The sequence below is a fragment of the Campylobacter sp. 2018MI10 genome, from assembly GCF_018501175.1.
Lineage (GTDB): Bacteria > Campylobacterota > Campylobacteria > Campylobacterales > Campylobacteraceae > Campylobacter_E.
Map to the genome: position 1 here is coordinate 84,269 of NZ_JAHCZD010000004.1, position 25,126 is coordinate 109,394.

Sequence of the window (25,126 nt, forward strand, 5' to 3'; positions counted from 1 at the left end):
TTTAAAATCTTGCTTTTACTTGCATATAATAAGTGCTTGTAGGTGCAACTTGGCAAGTTTGACCGCTGCAGTTTAGATTGTATTTTGTATTAAAGATATTTTTTGCTTCTAAACTTAAACTTATATTTTTGGTAAAGTCATAATTTAGTCCAACATCAACTAAAGAATAAGCTTTCTTTTCTAATTGTTTATTGTTGTTTAAATAATCCCAATTTGTTTTAGAATAAAATCTATAATCAGCATTTACGCTTAATTTGTCAGTTATTTTATAATTTGCTCCTAGACTGATTTTGTAAGGTGATACATTTGGTATTTTTTGTCCTTCTTTGTATTTGTTTAAATTGTCTTTAACTACTTTAGCATCAATATATGAAAAGGTTTCAAACAGGTTTAATCTATCATCAAGTAAGCTTTGATTTAGGCTTATTTCAACTCCATATCTTTTTGTTTTAGCAATATTTTCATAAGTCCATTTAACAACAGGATAATGGCTCATATTTACATTTATTTCATTGTTTGTTAGGGTATAAAATAAACTTATACTTGCATATTGGTCAAATACTAAACCTTTTAATCCTAATTCATAATTTAAATAATCTTCTGATTTTAAATTATTAATAGAATAGTTTTTTCCATCAACCTTGTCGGTTAATTCGTAAGGAGATGGAGAATTAAACCCACGTTCAAATTTAAAATACACACTATTTGTATCCATAAATTTATGAGATAAAACAATATTTGCACCATAGTTGTTTGTATTTTTTGAATCGTTTATTATAGCTATTCCATCACTTCTATTTATATTGTATTTAGAATTTTCAAGTCTTGCACCAATATCAATTCCAAACGGATTAAAATCTAATTGTTCTATTGCATAAATAGAATGAGTATCTTTTTTAACTATATTTGTTGTTGTAGAAGCTCTTTTGCCTTTTGCATATAAATATTCATATCCTAATATTGTATTTGAAAAATCATAGTTTAGTTTTGTTTTAGCATTAGCCCCTATTTTTCTATCAAAAAATTGTTTATCTTCATAGTTATTATCTTGCAAATAAGCCATAAATTCTGTTAAAATATTTTCATTAATTTCATTATTATATTTTAGATTATAGTTCTTTCTACTGCTAGTTTTCGTTGAATCTTGACTTGCTAGAATTTGATTTTTGCAAATAAAGCCAAATCTTGAAATTTCATATTGAGTACAAATTATTCCTTCATATCTTCTATCTTGTTCAATTTCTTGCTCGGTTAAAGCTTGACTTTTTCTATATTCATTATGCATATAATTTGCATTGATATCTAAATTTTGATAGTCTGTTAGTTTAAATTTAAACCCAATATCAGTATTTAAAAGTTTATTTAAATCTGCTCTTTGATATCCTTTTTCATCTATATAATTAATTCCAAAATGAGAATATATTTTATCATTTATATTTGCACCAGCACTTGCTCCTATACTTTTATGAGAAAAAGAACCAAACCCAAGAGTAAGATTTGCATAATCTTTTTTTAAGCTTGATTTTGTAATTACATTGACAACACCACCACTAGTGCCATTTCCATAAACTACACTTCCTCCTCCAGAAATAACCTCAATTTGTTCAATATCATTTACGCTTATTGTATTAAAAGGAATTCCAAGATGTGATGTATCTAATGCGTTTTGACTAACTCCATCAAACAAGATTTTTACCCTTGCATTAGCTCTACTTCCTTGACCTCTAATATCAATTGCACTGCCTATACCTACAGGATTTAAAGAAACACTAGGAAGATAAGATAAAATTTCTCCTAAATCGTGATAGTTCTTTTTATTTAACTCTTCTTTATTTATGACAAATAAATTTGAGCTAACATCAGCTAAGCTATCGCTAAATCCACTATCGCTAATTACTTGAGTATCAAGCAAAGTATCAGCATATAATGCACCAATTAATGAAAATGCTAAAATAGTTTTTTTCATTTTTTTACCTTTCTATATTTAATTTGATTTTATTAATGTTTGAATTTTTAATAATAGATATTGTTTTAATTAAGTTGTCGTAGCTTATTTCTTTATCGGCACTTAATAAGACAATATCTGAAGATTTTATATATTTGTTTATATCATCTATAAAAATTAAATCTTTATTGTTTTTTATGTATAAGTTTAAATCTTTATTTAAAATCACTTCTTTTATATTATTTTCTTTAGTTGTGTTTTCGCTATTATTTGTTTTTGGTAGACTTATTTCATAATGCCAATATTTAGAAAATGTAGTGCTTAGCATAAAAAATATAAGTAATATAAAAATAACATCTATCAAATTCAACATAGAAATTTCTATAAATTCAGGTTTTTTTCTATTTATTCTTCTCATTAAAAGCCTTATTAAAATAATTTAAATTAAGGTAGATTTCATTATTTAAATAATCAATTCTTTTATTGAAAATGATATGAAATACAAGAGCAAAAATAGCTACAATTAATCCGAATGCAGTTGTATATAAAGCTTCACTAATTCCAGCCGCTACTAATTCTTCATTTGCTTCTTTACTAAGAGCTGCAAATGAAGAAATCATACCAGTAACGGTTCCTAAAAGACCAAGTTGAGGACATATACTTATGCTTATACCTAAGATAAAACCATTCTTCTCAAGTTTTTTTATTTCATTAAAGTGAATATTTTCTAATTCAAATTCATTTAAATTATTTTTTTCGTATATATTTATAGCTTTTTGTATGCTATTTGATATAGAATTTTTATTTGAACATATATTTTTTAATTCAATTAAATTTTTATCATATATTGCTTTTTTTATTTTGATTTTAAAATTATTATTAAAAGAAAATTGACATAAATATATATTTGTTATTTTTTCTAATATCACAGCAAAACTAAGAACTAAAAGAACAAAAATAGGCCACATAAATAAACCACCAATTTGCATTAAGTTTAACATTAAATACCTTTTTTTTAATTTATAATGAAAAGAATTTTCATAATCATTATATAAAATTATTTCTTAAATTGTTTTTAAATTGAAACTAATTTGTTAATTAGCAATTGTGATTTTTAAATTAGCTATTACTTTGATTAATATGTTTAATACTTTTAATTTAGGGTTTTTACTTGTTAAAAATTAAATAAAATTTAAAGAATTTAAAATATGAATCAGCACTAAAAAAGGGGCTAAAGTTTAAATAAACATATTGCTTAGATTTATATTTGCATTTTTAGTTAAAACACGCTTTCTATATAAATTAAAATTCGCTCTCATCTCCAACTAAAAGTGTATTTATAATACATACAACAACATACTTTGTACATTTACCCATTTCACCTTTAATTCCAAATGCTCTATCTCTTGGAAGATAATTTGTATAAATTAAACATAACTTAAATTATGTTTGATTATAAAAATAATCAAACATAGAATTTCAATTTGCATTATTATGTAATTTATGCGGCATTTATGGTTTAAGTTATGTAATATTATTGTTTGTGATTGTATTTTATAAATTAAAAAATATTATTGAAAGTTATAAAAATTAATCTTGTTTGATTTTTACTTTATTATTATGGATTTTTTCAATTTTTACAATTTCACCTTCTTTTAAGGTTAAATTATCAGTTGTTTGCCAAAATGAGCCTTTATAATAAATCATACCATTTTTAACAACGCCTTCGCCTTGAGTATTTAAAAAATCATCGTCATAATTCTCTACTTTTTTAGTTTTAACAAAAAATTTAAAAATTATAAGTAAAACAAGAGATATAACAGCAATTAATATTATTTGTAATTCTAAATCTAATGGCTTTATTAAATTAATTGCACCGACAATAATAAATCCTATAGCAAAAAATATTATATAAAAACTACCGACTAATAATTCTAAAATTCCTAAAAATATTCCTATACAAAGTAAATATAGGCTACTCATTTTTTGCCTACAAATTCTTTTAATACACTTAAAGCTCCTATTAATTCAGTGCTTTCATAAGGAACTAATATTTTATCTTTATTTTCACTTTTTGCTAAAGCTAAAAATGCTTCTACTCTGCCTTTAGCTAATAAAAACTCAGCTGCATTAATGTTTTGTGCCATTGCTTCATTTATGTTATTCATAGCTTCTTTTTGACCTTGAGCTAATGCAATTTGTTCGTATTTTTTAGCATCAGCCATTCTTTCTATTGCTTCAGCGTTTAAAACTTGCTCTTGCTTTAATGCTTCAGCATTTTTTATAAGTGCTACTTTTTGTGCTTCAGCGTTTAATTCTATAGCTCTTTTTTCTCTTTCAGCTTTCATTTGTAAATTCATTGCTTCTTCTATGCCACTAGGAACTGAAATTTCAGAAATTTCCACTCTCATAATTTTTACACCCCAGTTATCAGCAGCATCTCCAAGTGCAATTTGTAAAGCACTATTTAAACTATCACGACTACTTAAAGTATCATCAAGATACATACCGCCAATCTCACCCCTAAGAGTTGTCATAGCTAAATTTGATATAGCTTTTTTATAATTTTCAACATTATAAAATGCCATTTTTCCATTTGTTACTTTTAGAAAAACTATCCCATCAACTAAAATATTTACATTATCTTTTGTAATAACTTGTTGTTTTTCTATATCTATTAGTTGCTCTTTAATAGTAATTATTGATTTAACCATATCAATAAAAGGAAAGATTAAATGAAATCCTCCGCTTAATTCTTTGTGAAATTTACCTAATCGCTCAACTATTACAATATCGCTTTGCGATACTATAATTATAGACTTTATTAAAATGACTATTATTAAAGCTAGTAAAACTCCAACAAAAATTAAAAATTCCATCATCTCTCCTAATTTAAATTAAATAAACATATTACTTAAATTAACATTTGCATTTTTAGTTAAAACACGCTTTCTATATACATTAGAAACTTCGCTCTCATCTCCAACTAAAAGTGCATTTGTAGCACATACAGCAGCACAAATAGGCACTCTTCCTTCGCTTATGCGGTTTTGTCCGTAAAGTTCTCTTTCTTCATCACTATTTGTCTCTTCAGGACCTCCTGCACACATTGTACATTTATCCATTTCGCCTTTAATTCCAAATGCTCCATCTCTTGGAAATTGTGGAGCACCAAATGGACAAGCATATAAGCAATAACCACAACCAATACATTCTTTTTTATCGTGTAATACGATACCATCTTCACGAATATAAAAGCATTTAACAGGGCAAACTTGAGCACAAGGTGCGTCAGTGCAATGCTGACATGCTATTGTCATTGACACTTCTTTGCCTTCAATACCATCATTTAAAGTAATTACTTTTCTTCTTTTAATACCAACAGGAACTTCATGTCCGCTTGAACACGCAACTTGACAAGCAAAACAACCAATACAACGATTTTTATCAACAAAAAACTTCATTCTAGCCATTTTTATGCCCTTTCTATCTTGCAAAGTCCAGCGTTAAATTCGCTAATTTGTGTATTTGGATCAAAACCATAGTTTGTAACCGTATTTGACATTTCGCCTATTGTATAAGGTTTAGTGCCTTCTGGATAGTTATGACTTAAATCAACTCCTTGTAAAACACCAGCGAAGTTGTAAGGTAAGCAAATTCTATCTGGAGTTACACTTCTATTGTGAATACATTTTACTTTAATCTTAGTTCCTTGCGGGCTATGTATCCACATCATTTCTCCATCGCCAATATTGTGTTGCATTGCAAGCTCTGGATGAACATTAGCAAACATTTCAGGTGTAATATCAGCTAAATATTTACTAGTTCTCTCAAGCATACCAGCACCACTTAGATTTACTAAACGCATTGAGCTAATGATAATAGGAAAATCCTTACTCCAGTCTTGTTTTTGTTGCTCACTCTTAAACATTGTAGTAACACGGAAATTTGGAGTTGTTTGGTCGTCAAATGTTGGATATTTTTGCACCAAATCCCATCTTGGTGAATGCACTGGCTCTCTATGTTTTGGAATTTGGTCGCTAAATTCCCAAACTATAGTTCTAGCTCTTGCATTTCCTAAGCAACAAGCACTTTTTTCACGACATTTTTCTAATATAATTCCTGAAATATCTGTGCTCCAAGAATTACCCATTAATTCTTTTTCTTCATCACTTAATGTAATACCAAATACTTGCTCAATATTATCTTTTTTAATTTCAGGATAACCACCTTTAACCTTAGAACCAACAGGAGTGAATGAATTATCAGCTAACTGACTAACTCCATTATGCTCAAGTCCAAATCTATTTCTAAAGCCCATTCCACCTTTTTCATAAGGCACATTTGGGTTCCATAAAATAGCAGTTCCAGGGTGTTTTGCATCCCATACAGGCCAAGGTAAGCCATAATATTCGCCTTTTACATCTCCACCAATACCCATTAAAGTATCAGGGTCAAAATTAGCCCAATTTGCTTGATGTTTTCTTAAACGCTCTGCACTAATACCACGAAGACCAATTGATAATAAACCATTACTCATTTCTCTTGTAGCATCATCAGGCCATTTAGCATCAACATCATCAGGAATTACCTGAACTAATTTATGATTTTGAAGTTCAAGTTTCATACCACGAGTATATTCTGTATAAAAGCCAAATTTCTTAGCAAACATAAACATAATCTCTTGGTCTTCTTTACTTTCATAAATTGGTTTTACTACTTGGCTTCTCCATTGCATAGAACGATTTGTAGCTGTTACATATCCTTCTGTTTCAAATTGAGTTGAAGCAGGAAGTATATAAATTCCATCAGGGCGGTCTGCTAAAACTGCAACTTCATTTACAAATGGTTCAGCAACTACTATTAAATCAAGTTTTTTAAGTGCTTCTTGAATTTTAACAGTGTGAGCCATAGAAGTAATTCCAGTTCCTTGAACCCAAAGAACTCTAACAGGAGCATTTGAATGAGTTGTATCCGTGCCATAAGGAACTACGCCTTTAACACCTTGCCACCAGCGAGATAAACTAAAGCCTTTTTCGTGCATCCATTTTTTGCCACCATTTGCACTATCATCTACGAAGCGTTTTTGCATATCTTCATAGCTAACTCCCCAGAAATTGCAAAAATGTTTCCAAGCACCTTCAGCTAAGCCATAATAAGCAGGAAGTGTGTCTGCTAAACATCCCATATCTGTTGCACCTTGAACATTATCGTGACCACGAATAATATTAGTTCCGCCACCAGGTTTTCCAATATTTCCTAACACTAATTGTAAAATAGCTAAAATACGAGTATTTGAACTACCAACTGAATGTTGAGTAATACCTAATGACCAAAATAGTGTAGCAGGTTTTGTAGTCGCAAATAATTTTGTAACTTGAATTAGAATTTCTTCACTACATCCGCAAATATCAGCAACTTCGCTAGGAGTATATTTTTTAGCTTCTTCACGAATTAAATCAACTCCATAAGACCTATTTTTGATTATTTCTTTGTCTTCCCAACCATTTTCAAAAATAAGATTTAACATTCCATATACAAATGCAATGTCAGTTCCTGGACGAATTCTTACATAAATATCAGCATGAGCTGCACTTCTTGTAAAAATAGGATCAACTACGATTAAAGGAGCATTATTTCTATCTTTAGCTTGTAAAATATGCTTAAATCCAATAGGGTTTGCAACTGCTGAGTTTGCACCAAACATAATCATACATTTTGTATTACCTACAACATCACCAAAGTGATTTGTCATAGCGCCATATCCCCAAGTATTAGCCACACCGGCTACTGTTGCGCTGTGTCAAATTCTAGCTACGTGATCTATTGAGTTTGTTCCCCAAAATGCAGCAAATTTTCTAAAATAATATGCTTGTTGATTGTTAAACTTAGCTGAACCTAAAAACATTACGCTATCAGGACCGCTTTCTTTTCTAATATCTAGCATTTTATCGCCGATTTCATTTACAGCTTGTTCCCAGCTAATTCTTTCCCATTTACCATTAACTCTTTTTAATGGGTATTTAACACGACATTTTGATTTGGTTAAATCAATTTGGTCAATTCCCTTACAGCAATGACTTCCAAGTGAAATTGGATGGTCTATTGCGTTATTTTGTCTAACCCAAACACCATTTACTACTTCAGCTTCTATACCACAACCAGCACTACAAATAGAGCAAACTGTGCGAACACTTTTACTACCTTCATAAGGCATTTTAACTTTTTCATCTGCCTTTAAGGTTGCGTTTGTCGCACCAAATGCGGTAGTGCTTGCACCTGCAACTGCTGCAAGTTTTAAAAAGCTTCTTCTACCTAAATTACGCATTTAAATCCTTTCTATAAATTAATATGCAATTTTATAAAATTTTTCCCAGTGAAGGGTCTTTTTATATAACACTTCTTTTTTCTTTGCACGACCAGATACTACACCAGAGCTATTATTTTCGCTACTTGTTGCTGCATTTAAACCTACGCTAGCAACAGCACAGGTAGCTCCAGCACTTAATGCTTTTTTAAGAAAAGCTCTTCTTTTGTTCTCCATGGCTGCCTCCTTACTAAAATTTTAAAAAGTAACCTAAATAATACATTATTGCCTTAAAATTAGGCTTAAGAAAATAAACAAAATTATCTAAAAAATAATATTATGATAATGATAAAAAGAGTCGGTTTTGATAAGAAAAATTAAGATAAAAAAACACCTATTTTTTAAAAATATTTATGTAATAACATCTAGCATTGCTTGTGGTAAATCTACATTTTTAAATATTGCTAAAGAAAATGAAATATTTTGCATTAGTGCTGATGAAATTTCTTCAAAAGTTTTTTGCTACAAATGGAAACAAATTCGTAAAAAATTAAATATTTCAAATTCCTATTTCAAATTCTTAAAAGAAAAAAAACAAGCAGTGGCAAATGTAATTTTTAATGATAAAACAGCTAAGAAAAAATTAGAAAAAATAATGCACTCAAAAATCAAAAAAGAAATTCTCAAAAAAATCAAACAAAATAAAAATAAAATAATTTTTGTAGAAATTCCCTTGTTTTTTGAAAATAGCAATTATAATTTTTTGCTTAATAAAATTGTGATTTATTGCTCTTATGAATTATCTTTAACAAGGCTTATGAATAGAAATAATTTAACAGAATTTGAAGCAAAACTAAGATTAAATTCTCAATTACACATAGACAAAAAAATAAAATTTGCAAATTATTTAATCAAAAATGATGGTAATTTAGAAGATTTTAAAGATAACTCGCTAAAACTTATCCAAAAACTAAAGGAAAAACATGGAATTTCATAAATACTACGCAAATGGAAATGATTTTATTATTTTTCAAACTGATAATTTAGATGAAAATTATTTAAGTAAATTAGCCGTAAAATTATGCAATAGACATAGTGGAATAGGTGCTGATGGACTTATTGCAATCAAAAAAAATGATAAAGATTATGATTTTACTTGGGGATTTTACAATCAAGATGGCTCAAAAGCTAATATGTGTGGCAATGGTGCAAGAGCTGCGGCACATTTTGCTTATACTCAAAATTTAGCAAATAAAAATATGAGTTTTTTAACTGGTGCAGGGATTATTAAGGCGACAATTTTTGATGATGATTTTGTAGAAATTAGATTAACTAAAGCTAAGGTTATACACGAAAATTTAGTGGAATTTCAAAATTTATTTTGCCTAATTGATACAGGTGTGCCACACCTAGTAACTCTTGATGGAGTGCAAAACTACAACGAAGAAAATGCTAAATATTTAAGAGAAAAATATGACGCAAATGTAAATTACGCAACTTTTAAAGATGGGGTTTTGTATGTTAGAACTTATGAGCGTGGAGTTGGAGAAACTTTAGCTTGTGGAACTGGAATGAACGCTTGTTTTTATTATGCTAGAATGCTTAAATTAGTTGATGAAAAGGCTACTATTTATCCAAAAAGCAATGATATTTGCGAAGTGAGCTTTAAAGATGATTATTTATATTTTAAAGCACAAGTTAAAAAAATTTTTAGCACTACGCTTGATTGTTAAATAATTTTGCTAGTATTTTGATATTTTTTGATGTAGAAGGGATGATGAAATTACAATATACTAATGATATGTTAAGCTTACAACAAGCTTTAAATAACGCAACTTGCGGAATTGGTTGGGAAAAAGGTTATACAAAGGAAAATCGCTTAATTGATTTTGCTCGTTGTATTTATATGGAATGTGCTGAACTCGTTGATTCTATGCCTTGGAAACATTGGAAAAGCATAGATGCTAGTTGGGACTTAGAAAATATTCAAATTGAATTAGTTGATATTTGGCATTTTATTTTAAGCCTTGCAATTATGCAAAATCAACAAAAAGAACTTATAAACACGATTTCAGAATTTAAATTCAATAAAACAAATAAAAATTTAAATGATATTTTAGAACTTTCAAGAGAATTAATTCACACAAGTAGTGCAAAAGAGCTAAACATAACGCAAATTACAGAAATATTTTTAAAGCTAATGTGTAGTTGTGAGTTAGAATTTACAAGACTTTATAAAATCTACATTGGTAAAAATGTCTTAAATAAATTCCGCCAAGATAACGGCTATAAAAATGGAACTTATAAAAAACTTTGGAATGGTAAAGAAGACAATGTAATCTTATATGAACTACTAGAGCAAAATGATATAAACTATGATAGTTTGTATAAAAATCTTAATGAAATTTATAAAAATTTAAAGGATTAATAATGGAAATAATAGGATATTACGATAAAGATAAAAATATTTATGATACTTTAAGCACTGATGGAGCAGGACTTGAGCCAATTTTCTATGATGATAGTCCTATGGCACTTGAGATAATTCGCCATAGCTGTGCTCACCTTTTAGCTGAAGCTATTACACAATTATATAAAAATGCTAAATTTTTCGTAGGACCTTGCGTTGATGAAGGTTTTTATTATGATTTTAAAGTAGATGAAAAAATCAGCGAAGAAGATTTAAAAGTAATTGAAGATAAAATGAAAGAGCTTGCAAAAAAAGGCTCTCCTATGATAAAAAATACAATGAGCTATGAAGCTGCTTGCGAAAAGTTTAAAAATGATGAATTAAAACAAGCAGTTTTAAGTCGTTTAAGTGGAGAGATTAGCACATATTCTCAAGGTGAATTTACCGACCTATGTCGTGGGCCACATTTACCACACACTAAAATGCTTAAGAATTTTAAATTAACAAAATTAGCAGGTGCTTATTTAGGCGGCGATGAAAAAAATGAAATGCTAGTTAGAATTTATGGTATCGCATTTGCAACAAAAGAAGCTTTAAAAGACTATCTAACAATGATAGAAGAAGCTAAGAAAAGAGACCATAGAAAACTAGGAAATGATTTAAAATTATTCACATTTAGCGAACAAATTGGCGGTGGCTTACCATTATGGCTTAAAAATGGTGCAAGAGTTAGAAATAAATTAGAGCATATTTTATATAAAGCTCATAGAGTTAGATTTTATGAGCCTGTTCGTGGCCCTGAATTACTAAATTCTAGCGTTTGGAAAACAAGCGGACATTATGCAAACTATAAAGAAAATATGTATTTTACTAGAATTGATGAGCAAGAATACGGAATAAAACCAATGAACTGCGTAGGACATGTATTCTGCTATAAAAGTGAAGGTAGAAGTTATAAAGATTTGCCTATTAAATTCTTTGAATACGGAATGGTTCATCGCCACGAGATGAGTGGGGCTTTACACGGACTTTTAAGAGTTCGTGAATTTACTCAAGATGATAGCCATATTTTCTGTATGCCAAGTCAAATAAAAACATTAGTAAAAGAGATTTTAGATTTTGCTAAAAAAATTATGGTAACTTTTGGATTTGAATGGGAACTAGAAATCTCAACAAAACCTGAAAAATCAATAGGAAGTGATGAGATTTGGGAAGTTGCTACAAAAGCTTTAATGGAAGCTTTAGATGAAGAAGGTATTAAATACGGAGTTGATGAAGGTGGTGGAGCTTTCTATGGTCCAAAAATTGATATTAAAATCCTAGACGCACTTAAACGCAAATGGCAATGTGGAACTATTCAAGTAGATTTTAACCTACCTGAAAGATTTGAGCTTGAATATACAGACGAAAACAATGAGAAAAAACGCCCTGTAATGCTTCATCGTGCTTTACTTGGAAGTTTTGAAAGATTTTTAGGCATATTGCTTGAACATACAGCAGGAGAATTACCATTCTTTATAGCTCCAATTCAAGTTATGATTTTACCAGTAGGTGAAAAGCATATTGAGTATTCAAAAGCATTACAAAAAGAATTATTAGAGCTTGGAGTTGATGCTGATATTAATGAGAAAAACGATACTTTAGGTAAAAAAATAAGAAATGCAGAAATGCTAAAAGTGCCTTATATAGCAGTAATCGGAGATGAAGAAATAAATAATAATCAAGTAGCTTTAAGAGATAGAAGAGCTAAACAACAATCAACACTTACAATGGAGGAATTTTTGAAACTAATTAAAGAAAAACAAAACGAGGTAGTATTTTGAGTAAAGAAAAAGATGTATTGTTAAATGAAGAAATAGATTTAGCAGAGGTTAGATGTATAGGTGATGATGGAGCACAATATGGCATAATTAGTAGCGATGAGGCTAATGCACTTGCTAATCGTTTAGGGCTTGATTTGGTATTAATCGCAAAAGATGCTAAGCCACCTGTTTGTAAGATTATGGACTATGGCAAGTTTTGTTATCAGCAAGAAAAAAAGCTAAAAGATGCTAAGAAAAAGCAAAAGGTAGTAGAAGTTAAAGAAATCAAACTTTCTGTAAAAATTGCTCAAAATGATATTAACTATAAAGTTAAACACGCTATTGAGTTTTTAAAATCAGGAAAGCATGTTAGATTTAGAGTATTTTTAAAAGGTCGTGAATTAAGCAATCCACAATCAGGCGAAGAACTGCTTTTAAAAATTTATGAAGAAATTAGCGATATTGCAAATATGGATAAAGCACCTTTATTTGAAGGTCGCTACATTAATATGCTTTGCACCCCAAAAAGCACTAAAAAATAAAAACTTATCATTAAGGCAATTAATTTGCCTTAATCTTTATAATAATTATTGAAATTTATTGATATTTTTTAAAAAAAAATCATTTATATTTATTAATCTTTAAGTTAGATTTTAAGATAATAGCATTTCAATTTTTTTTAAAGGAATATCATGAAACAAAATTTTACTTACACGGGGGGGGGTATTTAAACTCTCATTAATTGCAAGTCTATGTATCTCTTCAAACTTATTTGGTGCAACAATAAATGTTGTAGATAAAGCTAAGGTGGAAAGCTTTGGTTTTAAAACTTTTCCAGATATTCATAAACCATTTAATGATAATTTTGGTCCTTTTGATAATAAAAAACCAGATTATTACAAGACAAATCTTAAAAATATCACAGATATTACAGAAGAAAGTGCTGATAATGTAAATGTATATTTTTCAGAAGGATTAAGTAATAAAAATTTTCCTATAAGTTTTGATAATTCTTTTTGGGACTCAAGAAGTAAAACTATTAGTAATAGTAATAATATTACTATAAAAAATTCTTTAATTAAAAGTTATCCCGAAACTGCAAAATTTAATAATGGAAATAATTTTATAGCTGAAAACAGTTTTGTTAATTCTAGTATTAAAAATTTTAATGAAGTAAAAGCTATAAATTCTTATTTAGACAACATAGAAAATGGGCAAGGAATAAAAATTGATTTAACAAATTCTGCCGTTAATTCTATTTACAAAACTACCGGAACAATTGATGCAAATGGAGGACGCATTAATGGAATATCATATTCTAATGTTAATCTAAATGGGACAAAAGATAATTTGGTAAAAGTAGATAATTTTTATGAAACAACAGGATCAATCAATCACGCTGATGTAACAAATATAGAGTTTGGCAAGGATTTAACAATTACAAATTCTAATATAGGATTAATAAATGTTAGTAAAAATTTAACAATTAAAGATTCTACAATAAAAGAGATAAAATCTACTGGAATTTTAGGAATTACAAATTCAAATATAACTACTTCAATAAATTCTTATGATAAGGTAACATTGACTGATAGTATTGTTGGTGGTAAAGTAAATGGTATAAATTCTATTGGTGAATATAAAGGTAGTCTTGATTCTAAAGGCTCTACATTCAATGATGATATTTATGTTACAAAACTAACCCTAAACACTAGTGAGAGCGGAAAGCAAAGCAAGGTAAAGGCTATTAAGACTATAAGAGCAGGTGCTTATGATATAGATAGGCTTGATACAGGTGATAAATATTATATTGGTGGTAGCATTATAGGTGAAGGAACGATTAAAAATAGCACTATAAATATGCAATTATCAGGTTCTAAAGGCTATACAACTTCAGCATTAATTAACCAAGATAATTTTTACAATGAATTTGCTGATGAAAAAAATGAAAATAGCCTAACTATAGCAAACACAAGTAGTATAAACTTAGATAATGTAATAGCTACAAATAGTGTTAGAGCACATACTTTAGATATAAAAAATTCAAAAGTAGCAAAAAGAGTTCTAGCAAATAGCCTTACTTCAAATAACACAGCTTATTATTTAGGAACAAACAAAGAAAGCTACACAGGTGCAATAATCTCAAGAGAAAACACAAGCGGAGCAAACAATGAATTAGTATTACTTAATGTTATGAGTGATAATAAACTTGATACAAGTAAAATAAACGCAAACCTACCTTTAGCAATACTTAAAAAAGGAACAGGAACAGCAGAATTAGCAACTTTCTTTAAAGATTATAAGATTAGCGATGGAATAAGTGATTATGTGATTAATAATGATTATGTTGCTAGTGCAATGCTAGGAGATTATCTAACCTATGCGATAACTACTAATAAGAATGGTAAAGTAAGTGATACAGGGCTTAATGCAGATAATATTGTTAGCATTGCAAACGGCGATAAGACAAGTGCTTTAGGTAAATTAGTAAATCAAAGTTCAAGTGATATGGATAGTGAAGTATTAGACTTATATTTAAACAACCTTGCAAATAGCAATTATGTATCAAATACTACAGATGAAACTCCAAATCAACCTGATACAAATAATCCAGACACAGGTGTAACTAACCCTGAAAACCCAAGCAATCCTGATACAGGTGTAACAAATCCTGATAATAAACCAGATAACAAACCTGATACAGGTGTAACAAATCCAATTGATAAAAACCAAATAGCAGATGATTTTATAAAAGATATTAAAATCAACAAAAACGCTAAAGCTCAAGCTCAAGTTATTTCAAAGGGAATAAATCTAATCAATACTTTTGCTTGGAATAATATGAATAAAAGATTAGGCGAAATTAGAGGTTTAGATAAGGAATTAGGCGTTTGGGCTAGAGCTTATTATACAAACGCAAGTATAGATGATGTAAAACTTAATTCATTTGAAGTTCAATTTGGAGCTGATAAAGCTAATGATTTTGCAGATGGCAATGTAATTACAGGAATTATGGCTAATATTTCTAATTCTAAATCTAGTGATGTTTTAAAAGGAAATAATTACGGGTTTGGTCTATATACAAGCTATATTTCAAACAATGATTTATATGCTGATTTAGTAATTAAAGCAAATCATTATAAGGTTAAATACAATTCAGAACTTTTAAAAGGTTTAAAAGATAGCAAGACAGGATTTATTGCAAGTTTTGAACTTGGTAAAAGATTTGATTTAAATAGATTTTATGTTGAGCCTAGCATAGAAGCTATATTTGATTATACACCTAAAACTAACTTAGAAAATAATGCTATAAGCATTACAAGTAAGGCTAATTCTAATTTACATATAAAACCTGCAGTATTCTCAGGATTTAAAGTAAATGATAATGCTAATATAAGACTAGGTGCTGGTTATATTATAGATGTTAATAAGCCAAGTGATTCTATAATAATCGCAAAATCAAGCAAAGCAAGTGAAACAATAAAAGGTAAAAGAGATAATAAATTTTACTTAAATCTAACAGGTGATTATAAGTTTAACGATAATTTAAGATTAAACTTAGGTTACGAAAGAACTTTCGGAGCTGATTTTAATATTGACAATCAAATTAACGCTGTTGTAAGATATACATTCTAATTACAAAATCTTTAGCCTTAGTGCTAAAGATTTCTTTAAATATTTTTATCAAAAATTACATTGACTTTATATTCTAATTTAATAATAAAAAATATGCTATCTTGTATCTTAATAAAAAAGCATAAAATATTTAAATATTACAATTGTGTAAATATTTTTAAAAGGTCGTAAATTAAGCAATCCACAATCAGGCGAAGAACTGCTTTTAAAAATTTATGAAGAAATTAGCGATATTGCAAATATGGATAAAGCACCTTTATTTGAAGGTCGCTACATTAATATGCTTTGCACCCCAAAAAGCACTAAAAAATAATAAAGTGGCTATTAAAAGCCACTTTTAAATTCTTATTTTTTCATCTTAGAGCGTGAATATAAAATCAAATCATTACTTGTTTTAATTTGCGAACCTTTTAAAGAATTAATACAATAATTCAAAATATCAGCACAAGCTTTCGCATCACTTAAAGCCCTATGATGAGTGCTAATGATACCTAATTCATTTTTTAAACTATCAAGACCATATTTATCACATTCAATACAACGCCTTGCTAACATAATCGTGCAAAGCTTTCTATTAATCAATGGAGCGTTTAAGTATTCAAGACTTTCTTTTGCGATAAAACCATAATCAAAAGATACATTATGAGCTACAAAAATAGCATTACCTAAAAACAATCTAAAATCAGCTAAAACCCTAGCACTTCTAGGAGCATTTTTTAGCATTTGCGTTGTAATTCCTGTAAGCTCAACTATATTTTCAGGCACTTCGTTTGCATAAATAAAGCTTTCAAATTCATCTAAAATCTCGCCATTTTTTATCTTAACAGCACCAATTTCTATGATTTGCCCGTTACTAATTGAGCCTGTGCTTTCAATATCAACAACACAAAAAACCTCATCTTGAATTAATTTATTTCTTGAGTTTAAAAATACTTCTTGATTTTGTTTTAGCGTAATATCAAGCCCTAACATTAAAAGAGTTTCATAGGTTATCTCAAAATTTAAGGCATTTTCGTATTGGTTTTTTAAATCTTTATAATTAATACTACTTGTAAGTAGCCTTTCTAAAATCTTATCACAATTAGCAATTTGTTTTTTATAAAGCTCGTTATAATCCATCAAAATTCCATTTTTAAAGAATTAATTGCGACTTTATAATCATTACTACTAAACACATAATTTCCAGCCACAACTATATCAGCCCCTGCTCTTTCAATATCTGCAATATTTAAGCCATTTACTCCGCCATCAACTTCAATGAAGCATTTATAATTATTCTTATCAATCATTTCTCTTAAGGCACTGATTTTTCTAAGAGTGCTTGGTATGAAGCTTTGACCACCAAAACCAGGATTTACACTCATTAAAAGCACCATAGAAACTTCACTTAAAACATATTCAATCTCATTTAAATTCTGGTGTGGATTTAATACTATTGAAGGATTTACGCCGTGTTTTTTAATATAATCAATCAATCTTAAAGGATGAGTAGTAGCATCTATATGAAAGCTTAAGAATTTAGGTTTTATATCTAAAAACAAATCAACAAATTTATCAACTTCTCTTACCATCAAATGCACATCTAAAGGAATAGTAGCAACTTTAGCAATAGCTTTTGTAGTGCAAGTTCCAATGCTTAGATTTGGAACATAATGTCCGTCCATTACATCAATATGCAATAAATCAGCACCAGCAGCCTCAACTTTTTTAATATCTTCAGCTAAATTTAAAAAATCAGCAGACAATAAACTAGGAGCAACATACATTTTTTAATCCTTAAAATTATTTTTTATAGAATATCATTAAAACTTAAAAAAAAAATTAAGCTTAAGATGCTATGATTAATACTTTTATTTTTACAAGAACACAAAAAAAGGATTTACGATGTCAAAATTTTGTCAATTAACAGGTAAAGGTCCTATGGTAGGAAATAATGTTAGCCACGCTAACAATAAAACAAAAAGAAGATTTTTACCTAATTTACGCACTATTCGCATTGATTTAGGCGATGGCACAACTAAAAAAATTAGAGTTGCAGCTTCAACATTACGCACACTAAAAAAAAGAAGAGCTAACTAATTTTTATAAAGAATTTTTATGAGCTTTTTTAAAAAGCTAGGCAAATTGCTCGGTTGGGCTGAAAGTGGAAAACCTGAAGTTGATATAAATACCGAGTTTTACGAACAATTAAAACCTTTTCGTCTCCCATTAATAGCAGTTGTTGTAATGATGCTATTTGGGGCGATTGGTTATATGCTTACTAGTAATTTTTCATTACTTGATGGGATTTATCAAGCAGGTATGACTTTTACAACTTTAGGTTATACTGAAGTAGCTACAATCACTCCTGCTGGTAGATTTTTTACGATTTGCTATGTATTATTAGGCTTTGTTACTTTTACTTTTTCAATAGGTATTGTGATTGAAGTTCTAAAAAAAGGCGAATTAACAAGAATTATTAAGGAAAAACGAATGCTATACAAAATAGCAAGATTAAAAAATCATTATGTTATATGTTATCACAACGAATTTACCCAAGAATTAGCAAAACAATTTAAACAAACATATACACCTTTTGTAGTAGTAGATGATATACCAGATTTTGAAAAAATTGCTGAAGCAAATAAATATCCATTCTATATTAAATGCCCACCACATAGTGATTTGGCATTTTTAAAAACACATTTATCAAGTGCGAAAGGAATTATTTCTCTTAGCCCAAATTCTGCTGATAATATAGCAATAATTGCTAGTGCTAGACTATATGAAAAAGATATAAAAAGAATTAGTCCTTATTCTATAATAACGATTTCAAATTCCGAACACGACGCAGCAAGACTTAAAAAACTAGGGGCAAACACGGTTGTATTAGCTACGAAATTAGCAGCTCAAAGACTTAGCGTTGTAAGTGTAAGACCTGAAATGGAAAATCTATTAGAGCAATACTTATACACAAGAGACCAAAGTATTGATATTGAAGAAGTTAAAGTTCCTGATGAAAGTTGGGTTAGATTTAGAAGATTAAAAGATGTAGCTTTTAGACAATTAGCAAATGTTAGCGTAATCGGAATAAAAGATGCAAATAATAATTTTTTACCTATGCCAAAAGGTGATGCAATGATTGGAACGGGGACTAAATTATTGTTAATAGGAACTCCAGAAAGTATTAAAGAAGTTAAAAAAATTATTAAAAATAAGCAAACTCCTGAAAGTTTAAAATAAAATATAAATGTTATCTGTTTGTAATTTATTTTAGTTACCATATTAATACACATTACTAAAAATTAAGGAGAAGTTATGTTACACGAACATAGAGAGTTAATCACGAATTTAAAAGGTAAAGACGCACATTTTGATAAGCTTTTTGAAGCTCATAATGATTTAGACCATAAGATAAAAGATGCTGAAGAAGGTAGAATTCATTTAGATGATTTAGAAATAGCTAGAATGAAAAAGGAAAAATTAAAATTAAAAGATGATTTAAATAATTATTTAAATTCTATTAAAAATAAAGCTTGATGGGGGGGGGTATTTATGTTTTTTAACAAAGATAACACCCTCCAAAATGAATTGCAGGAAAAACTAAATAGAGCAATAGCAGAAAAAGAAAAGTTAGAAGCTGAAATTGCGAAATTAAAAAATGAAATTACTGCAAAGGCAAATAACGAAGAAGAAGATAAAATCAAATTCTCACTATTTGACATTATGGTAAAAGGTATGAAAGAAAGCGTTTCTTTTGTTCAAAAAGATATTGAGGGTGATTTATCAAGAGCTCAAGAAATAGAAACTCTTTCAGCAGATTGTGTAGATATGATAGTAAATCTTAAAAAAGTATCTGAAAGTATCATAACATCACTTGAAAAAATCACTGAATCATCAAGTAAATCTCGTGATACTGCACAAAATCTCCATAGAAGCGTTGATGAAATTACAAATGTAATTAATTTAATCAAAGATGTATCAGACCAAACCAATTTGCTAGCTTTAAATGCAGCTATTGAAGCAGCTCGTGCTGGTGAGCATGGTCGTGGTTTTGCTGTGGTTGCTGATGAAGTTAGAAAACTAGCAGAAAAAACCCAAAAAGCAACAGCTGAAGTAGAAATGAATATCAATTTATTAAAACAAAACGCTAATGAAATGTTTACGCAAAGCGAATCGGTAGAGCAAATATCACAAGATTCAAACGCACACATTGGAACATTTTCGGAGCAATTTGATAGATTATCGCATATATCTAAAGATATTAAATTTAATGCGAGTGCTATCAAATACGAAGTATTTACATCTTTAGTAAAACTTGACCATATCTTATTTAAAGCAAATGGATATGCAAATGCACTAAGTGAAAATCCAACAAAATTAAGCGACCATTTTAGTTGCCGTCTTGGTAAGTGGTATCAAAATGAAGGTAAAGAAATGTTCGGACATCTTCCTTTATATTCTAAAATTGATACTCCGCATAAAAATGTTCATGAAAGCATTAATCAAGCACTTGGATATATTGCAAGCAAGCAGTCTAATAGCAAAGAAATTGTTGAGCTTTATAAAGAAGCAGAAAAATCAAGTCTTGAATTATTTATGATTTTTAGACATTTATTAGGCGAATTTATTAAAAAATAATTCACTAATCTTATTAGGGTTTTAGCCCTAATAAGCTTATATATTTAAAAAATTTATACTTAATCTAATACTAAAATCAACTTTTATTTTTATTTAACAACCCTTTAAAATACCAATATAAAGCTAAAAATAACTTTTATAGTTCTATCTACTCCTAGAAATTATCGGCAAAATATCTTAGTTTAAAATATACATTTTGACATAATTAGCAGAATTTAAAAATTGCTTACATAAAAAATATCCAACCAATAAACTCAAAAATATATTAATTGAAAATATTTTAAAGCAATAAAATCTTTATTAGTTATATCAAATATAAAAGAAAATAATCGTGATAGTAAAAATAAATTCTAATTCGTAATAACAATTACGAATTAGAATTCTTCATTAGAATTTATAGCTAAAGCCCAAGCTACCTTTTAATTCTTTATCAGAATTTGTGTAAAGATTGCTTCCTAAATTGATATTAAAACTAGCATTAGGGTTGATTTTATAATCTACACCAAAATTTAAATTCACACTTGTATCGCCCTTTTTACCTTCAATGATATTTTCTTTAACTTCATCTATTAACAACATATCAGGCTTTTTAGTTAGTTCTTTGCTAAGTGCAACAGATAAAAATCCATCAAGGCTATCTAGCATAGAAACTCCACCTTCTAATTTAGCTGATAAAGTATGCTTTAATTGGCTATCCCCACTTATACTAAGACCATTTGTGCTAATTGCAGTCGGCTTATAAGAAGTCAAATCATATCTTAAACTTGGCTCAAAATAATATTTATCCCCAAATCTAACCCCACTTTCAAAACTAGCTGTATAAACATTATGACTTTTATCAGCTTTAATTCCTAATTTATCTGCCTCATAAGAGCTTGATATATTGTGGTAAAAAGCATTAGCACCTATAAACACTCCATTATTAAATACATTCATAGCATATAAACCAATGCCTTTTGAATCGCTATTAGCATTTACATTTCCTTTAGTTTCAGCCGTTCCAAAACTAGCAGCCACACCTAAAGTTAAATTAGAATTGCTAAGTTCATTTGTCTTATCAGTACCAACATTAAAATTCTTATAACGAATTGAACTATATTCATATTTGTTATATCCCATTTGATTATCTAGCCAAAATCCATTACCTACTTTTTGATTTTTTACCAATCTTAATCTATTGTTTAATGTATTGTTTTTAGTATTTGCTATGTAATCAGGGCTTGTTAGAATGAAATTAGCCGTCCCAACAGCGTCTTTATCAAAATCTATTAAATCAAACATATCGCCTAAAACAACTTCTAAACTAGAAGTATTAACATTATTGCTATTAGCACCATTTGCTATATTGCCTAAATCTTGACCCGAAATAACACTATCAACATTACTCTCATCTATTAAATCATCGCCTTTAATACCAATGCTCCAAATAGCATTTCCTTTAGCATTAGGATTAAAATGCGTAAATCTATCGGCTAATTCATAATTTGCCACTTTTGTTTGATAAGTTACTTTAAAAAAGTCCTTGCTAATTCCTGATTGAGAATTTGCATCACTTCTTTGTGAATTAGTAGTGTTATTAACTATTGCTATAGGGATAAAACCTTCTTTATCTTTTAGCATAGTAAGGTTTGTATTCGCAAGTTGTATTGTATTGTTAGCACCACTTATAGCTTCTCTTACTATTATAGCTCCACTATAAATATCGTGGAATGAAGTATCAATTCCACCACCATAAATATAAAACTTAGAATTATTAGCTACTAAAGTATTTACTGCTACTTGACCTTTTATATGAGTATTTGTTGTATCTAGCTTATCAACCCTTACGCCGCCATTTAATTCTGATTGTTTCGTAGTGTAAGTTCCGCTATCTTTTTGTATATTAGCATCATATACATTACTTGAGCTATCATCTTTGCCTAAAAGCTTAGAATTAATAGTAGAGTTTGCAATATTTACTAAATTAGAATTGATATTTGATGAGTTGATAGTAGAGTTTGTAATGCGTGCGGAATTTGATTTGATATTTTCTGCTGTAACATTTAAATCTTTTATATTTAAATTCTTAGTAATATCAACTTGATTTGCCGTAATTACATTACCTTTTTCCATAGATTTACTTGTATCAAGGCTAAAGATTGCATCAGTAGCACTAACTTTACCACTGAACTGATTTCCTTGATTAGCATATAAAGTTTTACCTACATTTAAATCTTTTTCAAATGTTGTATTATCTACGCTTACATCATTTGTAGTAGTTGTTATTCCACCAAATTTACCCCCACTACCTTTAATATCACTCAATTCAACATCGTTTGTATAAACAACTTTATTACTGATTAAGTCCCCATTACCTGTGATTTTTGATGAAATCGTCCCATCAACTATCTCAATAATACCTTCATTTTTAATATCGCCTGTGATTTGAGATTTGCCATTAAGTGCTAGGTAAGTAGTATCATCAAGTAATGTTAAATTATTTGCCGAACTTCCCTCATCAAGAGTAATTTTTGCATTATTTTTTAAAGTCAAATCATTAAAATAACTAGCTTTAATATCTGACTTACAATTTGTATTATCCTTACAATCAATTGTAGTAGCTCCATTAAATTTTGTATTAAGTGCGTTAAGATTGCTTACTACAACTTCGCCATCAAATATAGATTTACTCGTATTAATAGTGCTAGCATTAACTTTTGAATCTTTAGAGAATGTAGTATCTAAAACTGCTTCAATTGTATTGGCATTAACTATAGAATTAAATCTAGAATTATTAGACTTTAAAGTATCTTTTACATTAACTTCTTTATTAAATACTGATTTTTCTGAAGTTATATTATTTGCCGATACAAAACCATTAAAAGTTGAGCCGCTATTTGCAATTATGCTATTAGTTGCAGTGGTTGTGCCGTTAAATACTGAACCGCTATTTGCCGTGATAAAATCTGATTTTATATCTTTTTCAAATGTAGCTTTATCATTTGCTGTTAGTTTGTGTGCTGTAAATGTATCGCTTATGGTTGCATTTGTAACGCTTAATTCATTAAACTTACTATTATTAAGACTTGAAGTGCAGTCAGTATTTTTACAATTAATATCCACTAAACCTTGAAAATTAGTGCTATTAGCCGTTAATTTCTCTACATTTACTTTAGATGTAGCACTAAAAACACTATTAGCATCAGTAGTTAAACTAGAAGTATTTACTAAAGCTTTAAAGGTTGAGCCTGTAGAGTTTATAGAATTACTTGCATTTACACTACCGCTAAAAATTGAATTAGTAGAAGTGATTGTATTTGCTGTAACATTTGCAAAGCTTGAATTATTTTTAGCTGTTAGAGTAGCTGTATCAATTGCATTAGCAAATGTTGAACTATCAGCTGTAATTGAATTATTCTTAACTATGCTTCCATTAAATGTAGAACCTACTGCATTAATATCTGTTGCATTGACTATGCTTGTAGTATCAAATATAGAATTTGAATTAGCATTTAATGTAGCTGTATTTACTATAGCTTTAAATGTTGTATCACTTGAAGTGATTGAATTACTTGCTGTTATAGTGTTATTAAATATAGAATTTTTAGAACTTTCTAAATCTTTTGCTTCCACTACTCCATCAAATGTAGCACCATTTGAAGTAATTTTGTTAGTTGCATTTACATTTCCTACAAATTTTGAACCACTATTAGCAGTTATGCTATCGGTTGCAGTGGTTGTGCCATTAAACACTGAATTAGTAGAAGTGATAGTATTTGCTGTAACATTTGCAAAGCTTGAATTATTTTTAGCTGTTAGAGTAGCTGTATCAATTGCATTAGCAAATGTTGAACTATCAGCTGTAATTGAATTGTTTTTAACTATGCTTCCATTAAATGTAGAACCTACTGCATTAATATCTGTTGCATTGACTATGCTTGTAGTATTAAATATAGAGCCTTTTTGAGCGTCTAAGAATGCAGTTTTTACTTCTTTTTCAAATGTAGCACCATTTGAAGTAATTTTATTAGTTGCATTTACATTCCCTACAAATTTTGAGCCACTATTAGCAGTTATACTATCAGTTGCAGTGGTTGTGCCGTTAAACACTGAATTAGTAGAAGTGATTGTATTTGCACTTACATTTTTTGCGAATGTTGTATCACTTGAAGTGATTGAATTACTTGCTGTTATAGTGTTATTAAATATAGAATTTTTAGAACTTTCTAAATCTTTTGTATTTACCAACCCATCAAATGTAGCACCGCTTGAAGTAATTTTATTAGTTGCTGTAGTAGTTCCTACAAATTTTGAGCCACTATTAGCAGTTATACTATCAGTTGCAGTGGTTGTGCCGTTAAACACTGAATTAGTAGAAGTGATTGTATTTGCACTTACATTTTTTGCGAATGTTGTATCACTTGAAG

Annotated in this window: 22 protein-coding genes and 1 pseudogene; 12 read left to right on the plus strand and 11 right to left on the minus strand. The window is 28.9% G+C overall.

Features of this window, described 5'->3' with window-relative positions:
- Nucleotide 1 precedes the first annotated feature (1 nt).
- From KJR01_RS03085 to KJR01_RS03120, 8 genes are all read right to left on the minus strand, one after another.
- On the minus strand, nucleotides 2-1,966 hold the full coding sequence (locus tag KJR01_RS03085; protein ID WP_214116974.1) for a TonB-dependent receptor: 1,965 nt from the start codon (nucleotides 1,964-1,966) through the stop codon (nucleotides 2-4).
- A 4-nt stretch (nucleotides 1,967-1,970) separates the two neighbouring features.
- Complete coding sequence (locus KJR01_RS03090) at nucleotides 1,971-2,363, minus strand: ExbD/TolR family protein (RefSeq protein WP_214116976.1); 393 nt, start codon at nucleotides 2,361-2,363, stop codon at nucleotides 1,971-1,973.
- Nucleotides 2,347-2,946, minus strand: coding sequence for a MotA/TolQ/ExbB proton channel family protein (locus KJR01_RS03095; protein ID WP_214116978.1), 600 nt, complete (start codon nucleotides 2,944-2,946; stop codon nucleotides 2,347-2,349). Before KJR01_RS03095 ends, KJR01_RS03090 begins: the two co-directional genes overlap by 17 nt.
- A gap of 589 nt (nucleotides 2,947-3,535) precedes the next feature.
- The gene (locus KJR01_RS03100) at nucleotides 3,536-3,928 is read right to left on the minus strand and encodes an NfeD family protein (RefSeq protein WP_214116980.1); all 393 of its coding nucleotides are present in this window, start codon (nucleotides 3,926-3,928) and stop codon (nucleotides 3,536-3,538) included.
- A complete protein-coding gene (locus KJR01_RS03105; RefSeq protein ID WP_214116983.1) occupies nucleotides 3,925-4,827 on the minus strand; it encodes an SPFH domain-containing protein in 903 nt (300 codons plus the stop codon). The genes KJR01_RS03100 and KJR01_RS03105 overlap by 4 nt, the downstream gene beginning before the upstream one ends.
- A 15-nt stretch (nucleotides 4,828-4,842) precedes the next feature.
- A complete protein-coding gene (gene fdh3B / locus KJR01_RS03110) occupies nucleotides 4,843-5,418 on the minus strand; it encodes a formate dehydrogenase FDH3 subunit beta (protein ID WP_214116984.1) in 576 nt (191 codons plus the stop codon).
- Nucleotides 5,419-5,420: 2 nt separating this feature from the next.
- Nucleotides 5,421-8,273 carry a formate dehydrogenase subunit alpha gene (locus KJR01_RS03115; RefSeq protein WP_214116987.1) on the minus strand — a complete coding sequence of 951 codons (2,853 nt, stop codon included), beginning with the start codon at nucleotides 8,271-8,273 and terminating at the stop codon, nucleotides 5,421-5,423.
- An 18-nt stretch (nucleotides 8,274-8,291) separates the two neighbouring features.
- Nucleotides 8,292-8,489 (minus strand): twin-arginine translocation signal domain-containing protein, encoded by a 198-nt coding sequence (locus tag KJR01_RS03120; RefSeq protein ID WP_214116989.1) that lies wholly within the window; start codon nucleotides 8,487-8,489, stop codon nucleotides 8,292-8,294.
- A 127-nt stretch (nucleotides 8,490-8,616) separates the two neighbouring features.
- Between KJR01_RS03120 and coaE the strand changes: the two genes are divergently transcribed.
- The 7 genes from coaE (at nucleotide 8,617) to KJR01_RS03155 (ending at nucleotide 16,413) form a co-directional block, all read left to right on the plus strand.
- Nucleotides 8,617-9,249 (plus strand): dephospho-CoA kinase, encoded by a 633-nt coding sequence (coaE, locus tag KJR01_RS03125; protein WP_214116991.1) that lies wholly within the window; start codon nucleotides 8,617-8,619, stop codon nucleotides 9,247-9,249.
- Entirely contained in the window at nucleotides 9,236-9,985 is a 750-nt protein-coding gene (gene dapF, locus KJR01_RS03130; RefSeq protein ID WP_214117005.1) for a diaminopimelate epimerase, read from the plus strand. Before coaE ends, dapF begins: the two co-directional genes overlap by 14 nt.
- 44 nt (nucleotides 9,986-10,029) lie before the next feature.
- Entirely contained in the window at nucleotides 10,030-10,680 is a 651-nt protein-coding gene (locus KJR01_RS03135; protein ID WP_442862242.1) for a dUTP diphosphatase, read from the plus strand.
- Nucleotides 10,681-10,682: 2 nt separating this feature from the next.
- Nucleotides 10,683-12,485 (plus strand): threonine--tRNA ligase, encoded by a 1,803-nt coding sequence (gene thrS / locus KJR01_RS03140; RefSeq protein WP_214117010.1) that lies wholly within the window; start codon nucleotides 10,683-10,685, stop codon nucleotides 12,483-12,485.
- Entirely contained in the window at nucleotides 12,482-13,006 is a 525-nt protein-coding gene (infC, locus tag KJR01_RS03145) for a translation initiation factor IF-3 (RefSeq protein ID WP_214117012.1), read from the plus strand. The genes thrS and infC overlap by 4 nt, the downstream gene beginning before the upstream one ends.
- Nucleotides 13,007-13,271: 265 nt before the next feature.
- Nucleotides 13,272-16,100, plus strand: coding sequence for an autotransporter outer membrane beta-barrel domain-containing protein (locus tag KJR01_RS10440; RefSeq protein ID WP_214117015.1), 2,829 nt, complete (start codon nucleotides 13,272-13,274; stop codon nucleotides 16,098-16,100).
- Nucleotides 16,101-16,251: 151 nt separating this feature from the next.
- Nucleotides 16,252-16,413, plus strand: coding sequence for a hypothetical protein (locus tag KJR01_RS03155; RefSeq protein ID WP_214117057.1), 162 nt, complete (start codon nucleotides 16,252-16,254; stop codon nucleotides 16,411-16,413).
- 32 nt (nucleotides 16,414-16,445) lie between these two features.
- On the opposite strand, the gene KJR01_RS03160 is transcribed toward KJR01_RS03155, so the two are convergent.
- Together KJR01_RS03160 and rpe are read right to left on the minus strand one after the other, a co-directional pair.
- The gene (locus KJR01_RS03160) at nucleotides 16,446-17,219 is read right to left on the minus strand and encodes a 3'-5' exonuclease (protein WP_214117017.1); all 774 of its coding nucleotides are present in this window, start codon (nucleotides 17,217-17,219) and stop codon (nucleotides 16,446-16,448) included.
- Entirely contained in the window at nucleotides 17,219-17,866 is a 648-nt protein-coding gene (rpe, locus tag KJR01_RS03165; protein WP_214117019.1) for a ribulose-phosphate 3-epimerase, read from the minus strand. The genes KJR01_RS03160 and rpe overlap by 1 nt, the downstream gene beginning before the upstream one ends.
- A 118-nt stretch (nucleotides 17,867-17,984) precedes the next feature.
- Between rpe and rpmB the strand changes: the two genes are divergently transcribed.
- The 5 genes and pseudogenes from rpmB to KJR01_RS10530 all read left to right on the plus strand — a co-directional run bounded on the left by rpmB (nucleotide 17,985) and on the right by KJR01_RS10530 (nucleotide 20,720).
- On the plus strand, nucleotides 17,985-18,179 hold the full coding sequence (gene rpmB, locus KJR01_RS03170) for a 50S ribosomal protein L28 (protein WP_214117022.1): 195 nt from the start codon (nucleotides 17,985-17,987) through the stop codon (nucleotides 18,177-18,179).
- 18 nt (nucleotides 18,180-18,197) lie between these two features.
- Nucleotides 18,198-19,322 (plus strand): potassium channel family protein, encoded by a 1,125-nt coding sequence (locus KJR01_RS03175; protein ID WP_214117036.1) that lies wholly within the window; start codon nucleotides 18,198-18,200, stop codon nucleotides 19,320-19,322.
- A gap of 75 nt (nucleotides 19,323-19,397) precedes the next feature.
- On the plus strand, nucleotides 19,398-19,619 hold the full coding sequence (locus tag KJR01_RS03180; protein WP_214117038.1) for an HP1242/YdcH family protein: 222 nt from the start codon (nucleotides 19,398-19,400) through the stop codon (nucleotides 19,617-19,619).
- 396 nt (nucleotides 19,620-20,015) lie between these two features.
- Nucleotides 20,016-20,279 (plus strand): annotated as a pseudogene (locus KJR01_RS10525) (methyl-accepting chemotaxis protein); the annotation flags it as partial.
- 126 nt (nucleotides 20,280-20,405) lie between these two features.
- Nucleotides 20,406-20,720 carry a CZB domain-containing protein gene (locus KJR01_RS10530; RefSeq protein ID WP_239803735.1) on the plus strand — a complete coding sequence of 105 codons (315 nt, stop codon included), beginning with the start codon at nucleotides 20,406-20,408 and terminating at the stop codon, nucleotides 20,718-20,720.
- A 387-nt stretch (nucleotides 20,721-21,107) separates the two neighbouring features.
- Here the strand turns inward: KJR01_RS10530 and KJR01_RS03190 are convergent.
- Nucleotides 21,108-25,126 (minus strand): hypothetical protein (locus tag KJR01_RS03190; protein ID WP_214117050.1); only part of this gene is annotated, 4,019 nt, incomplete at its 5' end.

Bases quoted from the DNA above. Each gene is read 5' to 3' on its own strand.
- thrS (WP_214117010.1), top strand. From the start codon at position 10,683: ATGGAAATAATAGGATATTACGATAAAGATAAAAATATTTATGATACT.
- KJR01_RS03180 (WP_214117038.1), top strand. From the start codon at position 19,398: ATGTTACACGAACATAGAGAGTTAATCACGAATTTAAAAGGTAAAGAC.
- KJR01_RS03090 (WP_214116976.1), bottom strand. From the start codon at position 2,363: ATGAGAAGAATAAATAGAAAAAAACCTGAATTTATAGAAATTTCTATG.
- rpe (WP_214117019.1), bottom strand. From the start codon at position 17,866: ATGTATGTTGCTCCTAGTTTATTGTCTGCTGATTTTTTAAATTTAGCT.
- KJR01_RS03160 (WP_214117017.1), bottom strand. From the start codon at position 17,219: ATGGATTATAACGAGCTTTATAAAAAACAAATTGCTAATTGTGATAAG.
- dapF (WP_214117005.1), top strand. From the start codon at position 9,236: ATGGAATTTCATAAATACTACGCAAATGGAAATGATTTTATTATTTTT.
- KJR01_RS03135 (WP_442862242.1), top strand. From the start codon at position 10,030: ATGAAATTACAATATACTAATGATATGTTAAGCTTACAACAAGCTTTA.
- KJR01_RS03175 (WP_214117036.1), top strand. From the start codon at position 18,198: ATGAGCTTTTTTAAAAAGCTAGGCAAATTGCTCGGTTGGGCTGAAAGT.
- KJR01_RS03120 (WP_214116989.1), bottom strand. From the start codon at position 8,489: ATGGAGAACAAAAGAAGAGCTTTTCTTAAAAAAGCATTAAGTGCTGGA.
- rpmB (WP_214117022.1), top strand. From the start codon at position 17,985: ATGTCAAAATTTTGTCAATTAACAGGTAAAGGTCCTATGGTAGGAAAT.
- KJR01_RS03095 (WP_214116978.1), bottom strand. From the start codon at position 2,946: ATGTTAAACTTAATGCAAATTGGTGGTTTATTTATGTGGCCTATTTTT.
- fdh3B (WP_214116984.1), bottom strand. From the start codon at position 5,418: ATGGCTAGAATGAAGTTTTTTGTTGATAAAAATCGTTGTATTGGTTGT.
- KJR01_RS03100 (WP_214116980.1), bottom strand. From the start codon at position 3,928: ATGAGTAGCCTATATTTACTTTGTATAGGAATATTTTTAGGAATTTTA.
- KJR01_RS03105 (WP_214116983.1), bottom strand. From the start codon at position 4,827: ATGATGGAATTTTTAATTTTTGTTGGAGTTTTACTAGCTTTAATAATA.
- KJR01_RS03085 (WP_214116974.1), bottom strand. From the start codon at position 1,966: ATGAAAAAAACTATTTTAGCATTTTCATTAATTGGTGCATTATATGCT.